Source organism: Gemmatimonadales bacterium, from assembly GCA_035502185.1.
Classification (GTDB): Bacteria; Gemmatimonadota; Gemmatimonadetes; order Gemmatimonadales; family JACORV01; genus Fen-1245.
Genome location: DATJUT010000117.1, coordinates 1 through 10,794, shown reverse-complemented (window position 1 = coordinate 10,794; position 10,794 = coordinate 1). Strand labels below are relative to the sequence as shown.

Sequence of the window (10,794 nt, the reverse complement as noted above, 5' to 3'; positions counted from 1 at the left end):
TCCTGGCCTGCGACCAGAAGAAGCCCGACGGCCTGCCCTGCTGCTCGGCCCGCGGCTCGGCGGCGGTGCTCGAGGCCCTGCGGCGCGAGATCGGCGCCCGGGGGCTCGCCGACACCGTGCAGCTCACCACCACCAGCTCGGTGGGCCTGTGCGAGCGCGGGCCCAACCTGGTCGTGTACCCGGACGGCACGTGGTACTCGGGCGTGACGCCCGAGGACGTGCCCGAGATCGTGCGGGAGCACTTCGTGGGCGGGCACCCGGTGGCGCGGCTCGCCAACCGTGACGAGGCGGCGGTCAGGGCCGAGATCCAGACGAACCGCGGCAGGTACCTGGCGTCGGTGCAGGCCCGCGAGGCGGCGGGCATGCTGCCCGACGACCTGGCGACGATGATCCGCGGGTTCCAGGAGAGCCGGATCCTGCTGACGGCGATCGAGCTGGACGCGTTCACGGCGGTGGGCCGTGGCGCCACGGGCGCCGAAGTGGCGAAGCGGTGCGGGACCGATCGACGGGCGACGGAGCTGCTGCTCAACGCGCTGGTCGCACTCGACGTGCTCCAGCTCGGGGGCGACCGCTACGCCAACGCCCCGGTCGCCGCGCGGTTCCTCGTGGCCGGCGCGCCCGACGACGCCCGCGATGCGCTCAAGCACAACCTCAGCCTGTGGACCACGTGGTCCTCCCTAACCGACGCGGTGCGCGAAGGCCACGTGTCGCTCCGTGCCGAGATGCGCGAGCGGGGGGACGACTGGACGGTGCCGTTCATCGCGGCGATGCACCGCAACGCCGCGGCGCGCGCGCCCACCGTCGTGGAAGCGGTCGGCGCCGGCCCCGTGAAGCGGATGCTCGACGTGGGCGGGGGCTCCGGTGCCTACTCGATCGCGTTCGCGCAGGCGAATCCGGCGCTCACCTCGGTGGTGCTCGACCTGCCGACCGTCGTCCCGATCGCGGCGAGCCACGTCGCGGGGGCCGGCCTCTCGCGGCGGGTCACCACTCGCGCCGGCGACCTGCGCCGGGACGACTTCGGGAGTGACTTCGACCTGGTCTTCCTCTCGGCCATCTGCCATATGCTCGGGCCGGACGGCAACCGCGATCTTCTCGCGCGCGCGGCGAAGGCCCTGGCCCCCGGCGGACGCGTGGTGATCCAGGATTTCATCCTGGAGCCCGAACGCACCCGGCCGCGGCAGGCGGTGCTGTTCGCCATCAACATGCTGGTGGGAACGGAGGCGGGGAGCACCTACACCGAGGCCGAGTATGCCGCCTGGCTCGCGGCGGCGGGCTTCGGCGGAGTGCGCCGCATCCGGCTGCAGGGACCGGCGGACCTGATGGTGGGCGTGCGCGGCTAGGGCGTGGCCCTCGGCGCGAGCTGGCTGCCCGCCCGGCGCGCCGCGCGGATCGATCCGATGGTCGCCCTGCGGTACGAGTAGGCCGGCCTCCGGAGCGCGCCGCTCACCGCGCGCCGGAGACCGCCGTGGAGTCGAGCACGGTGACCTCGATCGGCGACGCCAGCCGCGCGGCGAGCACGTCCAGCGCCCGCCACCAGCTCCGTACGTCGGTGAAGTCGCCGCTCGCCGTCCAGCCCGCGCCGACGTAGCGCACCACCGGCAGCCCCGGACGCGCCATCGCGATGGCGAGCACGTGGTCGTCGGTCTCCCTCAGCCCGACCAGAGCGGCCCGGTCGAGCAGCACGCCCAGCCCCAGGTCGCCGTGGCCGCCGTTCGCCCGCTCCACCGGCTGCCAGGTGGCCAGCCACATGCGGCCACCGGCGGTCCAGCTGCTGGACGCCACCTGCCCCTCGGCGTGCTTGACGAATCCGACGGCGTAGGTCAGCGGCGCGCCGCTGTCTGCCGTGTCGGTGTGGAACGTGGTCTCCACGCGGAACAGGTTCTGCCCGGCGTCCATCACGAAGCGCCGGGTCTCCCAGACCCTGAGACCGCCCGCGTCGAAGGGGTCGTAGCTGAGCTCGAAGATCGCCCGCAGCGGCCCGGCAGCCAGGATCCGCCACGATCGGAAGTTCTCCGCCCGGTAGAGCCGGTCGCCCTTCCAGATGCCGTCGCCGCCCGCGCCCAGCGACGCGCCCACCGTGTAGAAGTCGGCACCTTCGCCGGTGTCCCGGTGGTAGCTGTCGTGGCCCCTGGCGTACCAGCGGTCCACGATCAGGTCGCGGGTGCGCTTGACCCACACGTCGATGCCGCTGCTGTGCAGGTTCTCCTGCTTCCACAGGCCCTGGCCGTAGATGCGATAGGCAATGCGGTCGCTTTCCCAGGCGACGTCGTCCCGGTCCTCGATGTGCCGGGCGTAGGCTCGCCGCTGGACGCGCGTTGCCGGCGCGAGCGGCTCGATCCGCAGCCGTCGCACCTGGCCCGCCGGGAAATCGACGAGCACCAGCAGCTGGTCGATCCTGCCGTCGCCGTCGCTGTCGAGCGCCTGGGTGGGCAGCTCCGCGCCGGAGGCGGCGTCCGTCGCCCGCACCCGCGCCGTGTCCAGCCCGGGGAGACGCTGCTGCAGCGTCGCCCACGACAGCTCGATCACCTCGTCCGGCCGCTGGAACCCCAGCGGGTTCTCCGCCCGCACGAGCACGGAGGGCGTCGCCTGCCCCGTCGGACGCTGCCCGGAGGCGCGCGGAGCCGCGGCCATCAGCGCCACGGCTGCCGCCGTCCACGCCGCGGCGCCCGGGATCCAGGCTCGCTCCATGGGAGTCACCCCTACCGCAGCTCGCCCGGCGGCACGCCCTGCATGTCCCCGAACGCCTGGTTCTCGCCGCCCATCGCCCAGCAGAAGGCGTAGCGCGCGCTGCCGACGCCGGCGTGGACGGACCAGCCCGGCGACAGCACGGCTTCGCCTTCGCGCACCACGAGGTGCCGCGTCTCGCCGGGCTCCCCCATCAGGTGGATGACGAAGCCGTCGGCGGGAAGATCGAAGTACAGGTAGACCTCGGTGCGCCGCGCGTGGGTGTGCGCCGGCATCGTGTTCCACACGCTGCCCGCTTCGAGGTCGGTCACGCCCATCACCAGTTGCGCGGTGGGCACGCCCTCCGGGTGGAAGTAGCGCCGCAGCACCCGCCGGTTGGCGCCGTCCGGGGTTCCCAGCTCGGCTGCCTCCGCCTGGGCCGGGGTCACGTGTGCGGTGGGAAAGGCGGCGTGCGCCGGGTAGCTCACCAGGTAGTAGCGCGCCGGCCGCGCCGGATCGTCGCTCGAGAACTCCACCTGACGGCGCCCGCGTCCCACGAACAGGGCGTCCCGGGTGCCCAGCCGGCTGACCGCGCCGTCCACCCGGACGCTGCCGGCACCCCCGACGTTGACGACGCCCAGCTCCCGCCGCTCGAGGAAGAACTCCGCCGCCAGCTCCGGCGGATTCGGCAGCGCGAGCGGCGCGCGGGCCGGCACCACGCCGCCCAGGGCGACCCGGTCCAGGTCGAAGAAACGGATGGTCGCCGCGCCCGGCCGGAACAGACCCTGGACGAGAAACGCCGCGCGCAGCTCCTCCGTGGACAGGCGCCGGGTCTCGGCCGGAGAGGGCAAGTAGTGCATGCTCATCCGTGGCGTCTCCTGGGTCACCGGGCCATCCAGCCGCCGTCCACCACCAATACGTGGCCGTTCACGTAGTCGCTCGCGCGGGAGGCGAGGAAGACCACCGCGCCCGCGAGGTCCGCCGGCACGCCCCACCGGCCCGCCGGGATGCGGGCCGAGATCTCGGCCGAGCGCACCGGATCGTCCTGCAGCGCCCGGGTGTTGTCGGTGCGGAAGTAGCCGGGGGCGATCGCGTTCACCTGCACGTTGTGGCCCGCCCACTCGTTGGCCAGTGCCTTGGTCAGCCCGGCCACCGCGTGCTTGCTGGCCGTGTAGGCGGCGATGGTGATCCCGCCGCTGAAGGACAGCAGGGACGCGACGTTGACGATCTTGCCCCCGCCGCGCTCCACCATGGCGCGGCCGAACCGCTGCGCCAGGAGGAAGACCGCGTCCAGGTTGGTGCGCAGCACCGCGTCCCAGTCCGCGGCCGGGTACTCCACGGCCGGGTGCCGGCGGATCGTGCCCGCGTTGTTGACCAGGATGTCGATGCCACCCGCCACGCGCTCGGCCTCGTCCGCCATGGCGTTGAGCGCGTCGCGGTCGGCCAGGTCGGCCGATACTGCCCAGGCACGCCGGCCGGTACGCTCGATGGCCGCGGCGGTCTCGGCAGCCCCGCCCGGGCGCGAGGCCGCGCAGACCACGTCCGCGCCGGCCGACGCCAGCGCCGCGGCCATGGCCCGGCCGAGCCCCCGGCTCGCACCGGTCACCAGCGCCCGCTTCCGCTCCAGCGAGAAGAGCGTGGCGGGACCGGCGCTCGGACTCGGGTTGGGTCCCACGGCCGGATTCAGGTTCGGACTCGTGCTCATCTGCCCTCGATCCGTGCTCCGCCGTCACCGCCGCATGTCCGGCGCTGCCATGAGCGCGCATGCGACCTCGGAGTCGGTAGCGGTCCGAGTATCTGGGCGGGACGTGGGCGCGTCAAGGACGCACGGACGAGAAGCGGCATCGCGCCCCGCTGGTGGTTGACGGGTCTCGGCCTATCTTTCGTGCGGCAAGCGTGCATGCCTTCCATCACCGGCTGGTACGACCCTACCCCACGAGGTGGCGCGCTGCGCCTGGCGGCGCACGGCTACCTCCCGGCCACGAGCGACCCCGGACTGCGCCTTCCGGGGCTGCGCCGCGGCGACCTCGTCGTGCTGGAAGACGGGCGCGTGAGATCGGTCAACGGCCTGCCGCCCGAGAACCTCGAAGCGCGCCCCGAGTTCACCAGCCTCGGGGCGGTGCATCCGGCGCGTCTGCTCAGGCTCGAGACGGAGCGCGCCTCCAGTGCGCGCACCGCAGATATCCAGCGCGCCGTGGACCTGGTCTGCCCGTTCGGGCTCGGGCAGCGGGCGCTCATCGTATCGCCACCCAAGGCCGGCAAGACGGTCATGCTCCAGGCGGTGGCGGAGGGCGTGGCGCTGGGGCATCCGGACGCCGAGCTGCTGCTGCTCCTCATTGACGAGCGGCCCGAGGAGGTGAGCGAGCTGGTGGATTGGGGCCGCGGGGAGGTCATCGCCTCGAGCTTCGACCTGCCGCACGCACGGCACGTCGCCGTGGCCGAGATGGTGTTCGAGCACGCCCGGCGCCAGGTGGAGATCGGGCGCGACGTCGTGATCGTGCTCGACTCCCTGACGCGCCTGGCGCGCTCGCACAACACCGCGGGGCGCTCGATCGGCCGCACCATGACCGGCGGGCTCGACGCCGCCGCGCTCGCCAAACCCAAGGCCCTGTTCGGGGCGGCCCGCGCCGTCCCCGACGGCGGGTCGCTCACCGTGATCGCCACGGCGCTCGACCAGACCGGGAGCCGGATGGACGACGTGATCTTCGAGGAATTCAAGGGGACCGGCAACGCCGAGCTCAGGCTCTCCCGCGAGCTGGCGGACCGGCGGCTCTATCCCGCGGTGGACATCCCGGCGAGCGGGACCCGGCGCGAGGAGCTGCTCGGCGAACCCGCCGAGGTGGCGGGGCGCCTGGCGCTCAGGCGGCGGCTCGCGGGGCTGCCTCCCGCCCAGGCCGTCGAGATGCTGCTGGCGCTGATGCGGCGTTCGAAGACGAACTCCGATCTGTTGGCCAGCCTCTAGGGACAGCCGTCGACCGAGTCCTGCAGCGTCATCTGGCACAACTGGCCGAACGCCTCGTCCTCGGTGGTGCCGGTCGCCTGCTCGATGTGACCCGCACGCCGCGCCTCGGCCAGGTACACGCGGGTGCACTTCACCGTCCAGCCTTCCAGCTCCAGCCGGTCCCGCACCTGCTCCCACTTCGCCGCCGCCTTCGTGGTCATGGGCGCCTCACAGGCCGTACTGCTGGATGATGGCGTTCTTGTCCTTGCCGAGGATGTCGTACTTCCGGCCCACCTTCACGAACGCCTCGATCGCGCGGTCGAGGTGCGCCTTCTCGTGCGCCGCCGAGAGCTGGGTGCGGATGCGCGCCTGGCCCTTGGGCACGACCGGGAAGAAGAAGCCCACGACGTAGATGCCCTCCGCCAGGAGGTCGCGCGCCACGTCCTGCGCGAGCTTGGCGTTGTACAGCATCACCGGCACGATCGGGCTGTCGCCCTTCTTCACGTCGAAGCCGGCGTCCACGAGGAGCTTGCGCCAGTAGGCGGCGTTCCACTCCAGCTTGTCGCGCCGCTCGGTGGACTGGCACAGGATGTCGAGCACCTTGATGGCGCCCGCGACGATCACCGGCGCCACGGCGTTGGAGAACAGGTAGGGCCGCGCCCGCTGGCGGCACATCTCGACCAGCTCGGTGCGCCCGCTCACGCACCCGCCCGACGCGCCGCCCATCGCCTTGCCGAGCGTGGTGGTGATGACGTCGATCTTGCCCACCACGCCGCAGTGCTCGTGCGTCCCCCGCCCCGTCTTCCCGATGAAGCCGGTGGCGTGCGAGTCGTCCACGCACACCATCGCGTCGTACTGCTCCGCCAGCGTGACGATCGCGTCCAGCTTCGCCAGGTCGCCGTCCATCGAGAACACGCCGTCGGTGACGATCATCCGGAACCGCTTGTCCTGGTGCTCCTGCAGCTTCTCCTCCAGGTGCCCCATGTCGGAGTGCTTGAAGGAGTCCTGGGTCGCCTTGCACAGCCGGATGCCGTCCACCAGCGAGGCATGGATCAGCCGGTCGGCGATGGTGACGTCCTGCTCGCCGAGGATCGCCTCGAACACGCCCGCGTTGGCGTCCATGCAGCTCGGGAAGAGGAGCGTGTCCTCGGTGCCGAGGAACGCGGTGAGCCGCCGCTCGAGGTCGCGGTGGATGTCCTGGGTGCCGCAGATGAACCGCACCGACGACATCCCGTAGCCGCGGGCGTCGAGCCCCCTCCGCGCCGCCTCGACCACCTCGGGATGGCTCGACAGGCCGAGGTAGTTGTTGGCGCACAGGTTGATGACGTGCCGCGGCTTGGAGCCGGCCGGGAACTCCACGTCGATCTCGGCGTCCTGGCGGCTCCTGATGTAGCGCTCTTCCTTGAGCAGCCCGGCGTCCTTTATGCCCGCCAGCTCCGACTGGTACCACTCGCGGGCCTTGGTTCCGTATGCCATGTCGTCCTCCTGCTCAGTGCGCCAGGCTAACCGACCCGACCACCTGCCGGGCGGCCTTCCACCGTCACGCGTGCACCTGCTGGAACCGCCGCACCAGCTCCGCGATCTTCGTCACGCTGTCGAACGCCGCCGGCGTGGCGTCGGCGTCCGGGATCTGGATCGCGTACTTCTTCTCGACGAACCGCTTGAGCGACACCATCGAGAAGCTGTCCACGATGCCGCCGCTGATGAGCGCCGTGTCCACGCCCACCTCGCGGTCGTCCCCTTCCTCGATGTACTCGCGCTTCACGTAGTCGAGGATGACCTTGGAGAGGTCGTCCATCTCACTCCTCCATCAGGGTGGATACGTCGCCCACGGGCTCGCCGAACTCCTTGGCGCGCAGGATGCGCCGCACGATCTTCCCGCTCCGCGTCTTGGGCAGCGACGCGACGAATTCGATCTCCTGCGGCATCGCCAGCGGCGAGAGCTTGCGCCGGATGGTGTTCATGATGTCCAGCTCGAGGTCGGCGGTGGGCTCGAACCCGCGCTTCAGGGCCACGAACGCCTTCACGACCTCCATGTTGATCGGGTCGGGCTTCGCCACCGCCGCGGATTCGGCCACGGCCGGGTGCTCCAGCAGCGCCGACTCGATCTCGAACGGCCCCACCAGGTGGCCGCCGGTGTTGATCACGTCGTCGTCGCGGCCCACGAACCAGAAGTAGCCGTCCGGGTCGATCGAGGCCCGGTCGCCGCACAGGTACCAGCCGTTCTTGAACTTGTTCTGGTAGGCGGTGGGGTTCTTCCAGTAGCTCCGCATCATCGAGGGCCAGCCGGGCCTGAGGGCGATGAGTCCCACCCGCCCCGGCGCCGCGTGCGGCTCGTGCGTCCGGGGATCGAGGACCGTGGCCTCGATGCCCGGGAACGGCTTGCCCATCGAGCCGGGACGCACCGGCATCCCCGGCAGGTTGGTGATGACGATGCAGCCGGTCTCGGTCTGCCAGAACGTGTCGTGGAAGGGGCGCCCGAACGCCTCCTGCGACCAGATCACCGCCTCGGCGTTGAGCGGCTCCCCCACGCTGCACAGGTGCCGGAGCGAGGAGAGGTCGTACTTCCGCACCAGCTCCGTGCCCTCGCGCATCAGCAGCCGGATCGCGGTCGGCGCGGAGTACCAGACCGTGACGCGGTGCTTCTGGAGGAACGCGTACCAGCGGTCCGCCTGGAACCCGGCGTCGAGCACGACCTGCGTCACCCCGCAGGCCCACGGGCCGATGATGCCGTAGCTCGTGCCGGTCACCCAGCCGGGATCGGCGTTGCACCAGTAGATGTCGCCCGGCTTGAGGTCCAGCACCACGCGGCTGGTGAGGTACTGCGAGATGAGCGAGTAATGGACGTGCTGCGCGCCCTTGGGCTGGCCCGTCGTGCCCGAGGTGTAGTGGAGCACCGACGGCGTCTCCGCGGTGCTCGGGTACGCGTCGAACTGCCCGACCGGCGGCAGGTCGTCGAGGGCCAGGGCGATCTCGCCCGCCTTGAGGGCCGACTCCGGCGCGTCCACCACGATCACGTGCCGCAGCGACGGCAGCGAGCCGCGGATCTTCCGCACCTTGAGCACGTGCTTCTTCTGGGTGATGATCGCGGCGGTGCCCGCGTTGTCGAGCCGCGTGTGCAGCGACTCCTCGCCGAACGCGGAGAACAGCGGTTGCGCGATGCCGCCCATCTTCAGGATGCCCAGGAACCCCAGGTACAGCTCCGGCACCCGGTCCATGAAGAGGCAGATCCGCTCCCCGGGCTCGAGGCCCAGCCGCACCAGCCACGCCGCGAGGGTGTTGGTCGCGATCCGGAGATCGTCGTAGCTGTAGGTCCGCTCCCGGCCCTCGTGGTTCTCCCAGCGCAGCGCGACCGTGTCGCCCAGCCCCAACTCGCACAGCCGGTCGCTGCAGTGCCAGCCGATGTTGAGCGGGTCACCGGAGCGGTAGCCGAGCTCGTGCTCGGCGCTCTCCCAGCTACTTGGCGCTAGCGTCGGCGCGGCCATCGGGGGCCTCCATCACCACGCTGGCGACGGCCCAGTCGCGGGTGTGTGAAAGGGAGACGTGGACGGTGGCGACCTTCAGCTGATCGGCCGCCTCGCGCACCTTCCCGTGCAGCAGCACGTAGCTCCGGCCGTTGCGCTCGACCCTGACCTCGACGTCGCGCCAGTGCGTCCCGCTGAGCCCCGAGGCGCCGAGCGCCTTGAAGACCGCCTCCTTGGCGGCGAAACGGGCGGCGAAGTGCTGCGCCGGGTACCGCTTCGACTGGCAGTAGGCGATCTCCTCCGGCGTGAAGATCGTGTCCCGAAGACCCTGCTCGCCCTTGTCCAGGTCGTCCTCGACCCGTGGAACGGAGAAGAGATCAACGCCGATGCCGACGATCACGGGTGCGCCCCTTGGGAGGGAGTCACGGTTTTCCGACCAACTTCGGCGCAATCTGTGTGCCGCCCGCAGCGGGGAAAACACCCGGCTCCGAGTCGGGGTTCGGCGGCGCGGCGGCGACCGCGGGGCCCGGAGTACGGGAATTGCGGTTCCTCGCTTCACGCGGGCGCCCGACCCGGCGCGGCCGCGCGGGCGCCTCACCGGAGGGGCCGATGGACCTGAACTTCGATTCGCGGAAGACCATCTACCTCGACAACGCGGCGACCACCTTTCCGAAGCCGCGGGAAGTGCTGCAGCAGGCCTTCGAGACGTACGCGCGCATCGGCGTGAACCCGGGCCGCTCGGGTTACGACCTGTGCATGGTCGCAGGCGAGCTGGTGCACGAGACCCGCAAGGCGCTGGCGGCCTTCTTCGGCGGCGCCAGGCCGGAGCGGCTGATCTTCGCCGCCAACGCGACCGACGCGCTGAACCTGGCCATCCAGGGCCTCGTCCAGAGCGGCGATCACGCCATCACGACCACCCTCGAGCACAACTCGGTGATCCGTCCGCTCGACCACCTGCAGCGCGACCGCGGCGTCCGCGTGGAGTTCGTGCCGTTCGAGCAGGGTGGCCGGGTGGACCCCGACGAGATCGCGCGGCGGTTCCGGCCGGAGACGAAGCTGGTGGTCGTGAACCACGGCTCCAACGTGATCGGCACCATCCAGCCGGTGGCGGAGATCGGGCGCCGATGCCGCGAGCGGGGCATCGCCTTCGTGGTGGATGCGGCCCAGACGGCCGGCGTGATTCCGATCGACGTCGAGGCGATGGCGATCGACGTGCTGGCCTTCACCGGCCACAAGTCGCTGCTCGGTCCCACGGGCACGGGCGGGCTGTACGTCCGCGAAGGCGTGGAGATCCGCCACACGCGCTTCGGCGGCACCGGCGTGCACTCCGCGTACCCGTACCACCTGGACGAGTACCCGTACCGGCTCGAGGCCGGCACGGGCAACCTGCTCGGCATCGCGGGCCTGTACTTCGCGCAGCAGTACCTCGCCCGACGCGGGATCGGTGCGATCTACCGGCACGAGATGGAGCTGTTCGGCCGCCTGCAGGCGGGACTGGAGGCGATCGAGGGCGTCACGCTCCACGGCACGACGAGCCTGGAGCAGCGGCTGCCGGTGCTCTCCTTCACCCTGGTCGGCCGCGATCCGGCCGACGTGGGCTCGCTGCTCGACGTGGACTACGACATCGCGTGCCGCACCGGCCTCCAGTGCGCGCCGCTGATCCACCAGCAGATGGGGACGGGCGAGCGCGGCACGGTGCGGCTCAGCGTCGGGCCGCTGAACGAG

The 10,794-nt window shown here is 71.5% G+C and carries 11 protein-coding genes; 3 read left to right on the top strand and 8 right to left on the bottom strand.

Annotation, left to right across the window (positions count from 1 at the left end; genetic code table 11):
- Nucleotides 1-1,340, top strand: a 1,340-nt coding sequence (locus VMF70_16210; GenBank protein HTT69571.1) for a methyltransferase, incomplete at its 5' end; no start/stop codon positions are given.
- A 103-nt stretch (nucleotides 1,341-1,443) separates the two neighbouring features.
- On the opposite strand, the gene VMF70_16205 is transcribed toward VMF70_16210, so the two are convergent.
- The 3 genes from VMF70_16205 to kduD are packed head-to-tail and all read right to left on the bottom strand — an operon-like array spanning nucleotide 1,444 to nucleotide 4,369.
- On the bottom strand, nucleotides 1,444-2,688 hold the full coding sequence (locus tag VMF70_16205) for a DUF4861 domain-containing protein (protein ID HTT69570.1): 1,245 nt from the start codon (nucleotides 2,686-2,688) through the stop codon (nucleotides 1,444-1,446).
- A gap of 11 nt (nucleotides 2,689-2,699) precedes the next feature.
- Nucleotides 2,700-3,530, bottom strand: coding sequence for a 5-dehydro-4-deoxy-D-glucuronate isomerase (gene kduI, locus VMF70_16200; protein ID HTT69569.1), 831 nt, complete (start codon nucleotides 3,528-3,530; stop codon nucleotides 2,700-2,702).
- A 17-nt stretch (nucleotides 3,531-3,547) separates the two neighbouring features.
- Nucleotides 3,548-4,369 carry a 2-dehydro-3-deoxy-D-gluconate 5-dehydrogenase KduD gene (gene kduD, locus VMF70_16195; GenBank protein ID HTT69568.1) on the bottom strand — a complete coding sequence of 274 codons (822 nt, stop codon included), beginning with the start codon at nucleotides 4,367-4,369 and terminating at the stop codon, nucleotides 3,548-3,550.
- Nucleotides 4,370-4,564: 195 nt separating this feature from the next.
- Between kduD and rho the strand changes: the two genes are divergently transcribed.
- Nucleotides 4,565-5,626, top strand: coding sequence for a transcription termination factor Rho (gene rho / locus VMF70_16190; protein HTT69567.1), 1,062 nt, complete (start codon nucleotides 4,565-4,567; stop codon nucleotides 5,624-5,626).
- On the opposite strand, the gene VMF70_16185 is transcribed toward rho, so the two are convergent.
- The 5 genes from VMF70_16185 to acpS all read right to left on the bottom strand — a co-directional run bounded on the left by VMF70_16185 (nucleotide 5,623) and on the right by acpS (nucleotide 9,469).
- Entirely contained in the window at nucleotides 5,623-5,826 is a 204-nt protein-coding gene (locus tag VMF70_16185; GenBank protein HTT69566.1) for a hypothetical protein, read from the bottom strand. The genes rho and VMF70_16185 overlap by 4 nt on opposite strands.
- Nucleotides 5,827-5,833: 7 nt before the next feature.
- Nucleotides 5,834-7,081 carry a glycine C-acetyltransferase gene (gene kbl, locus VMF70_16180; protein HTT69565.1) on the bottom strand — a complete coding sequence of 416 codons (1,248 nt, stop codon included), beginning with the start codon at nucleotides 7,079-7,081 and terminating at the stop codon, nucleotides 5,834-5,836.
- A gap of 64 nt (nucleotides 7,082-7,145) precedes the next feature.
- On the bottom strand, nucleotides 7,146-7,403 hold the full coding sequence (locus VMF70_16175) for a hypothetical protein (protein HTT69564.1): 258 nt from the start codon (nucleotides 7,401-7,403) through the stop codon (nucleotides 7,146-7,148).
- A 1-nt stretch (nucleotide 7,404) separates the two neighbouring features.
- Nucleotides 7,405-9,090 (bottom strand): acetate--CoA ligase, encoded by a 1,686-nt coding sequence (gene acsA / locus VMF70_16170; protein HTT69563.1) that lies wholly within the window; start codon nucleotides 9,088-9,090, stop codon nucleotides 7,405-7,407.
- The gene (gene acpS, locus VMF70_16165; GenBank protein ID HTT69562.1) at nucleotides 9,062-9,469 is read right to left on the bottom strand and encodes a holo-ACP synthase; all 408 of its coding nucleotides are present in this window, start codon (nucleotides 9,467-9,469) and stop codon (nucleotides 9,062-9,064) included. The genes acsA and acpS overlap by 29 nt, the downstream gene beginning before the upstream one ends.
- Before the next feature lie 209 nt (nucleotides 9,470-9,678).
- Here acpS and VMF70_16160 point away from each other — a divergent pair.
- The coding region (locus VMF70_16160) for an aminotransferase class V-fold PLP-dependent enzyme (GenBank protein ID HTT69561.1) at nucleotides 9,679-10,794 on the top strand (1,116 nt) is incomplete at its 3' end.

Excerpts from the sequence above, each read along its gene's own strand:
- VMF70_16205 (HTT69570.1), bottom strand. The coding sequence starts at position 2,688 with ATGGAGCGAGCCTGGATCCCGGGCGCCGCGGCGTGGACGGCGGCAGCC.
- kduI (HTT69569.1), bottom strand. The coding sequence starts at position 3,530 with ATGAGCATGCACTACTTGCCCTCTCCGGCCGAGACCCGGCGCCTGTCC.
- kduD (HTT69568.1), bottom strand. The coding sequence starts at position 4,369 with ATGAGCACGAGTCCGAACCTGAATCCGGCCGTGGGACCCAACCCGAGT.
- rho (HTT69567.1), top strand. The coding sequence starts at position 4,565 with ATGCCTTCCATCACCGGCTGGTACGACCCTACCCCACGAGGTGGCGCG.
- VMF70_16185 (HTT69566.1), bottom strand. The coding sequence starts at position 5,826 with ATGACCACGAAGGCGGCGGCGAAGTGGGAGCAGGTGCGGGACCGGCTG.
- kbl (HTT69565.1), bottom strand. The coding sequence starts at position 7,081 with ATGGCATACGGAACCAAGGCCCGCGAGTGGTACCAGTCGGAGCTGGCG.
- VMF70_16175 (HTT69564.1), bottom strand. The coding sequence starts at position 7,403 with ATGGACGACCTCTCCAAGGTCATCCTCGACTACGTGAAGCGCGAGTAC.
- acsA (HTT69563.1), bottom strand. The coding sequence starts at position 9,090 with ATGGCCGCGCCGACGCTAGCGCCAAGTAGCTGGGAGAGCGCCGAGCAC.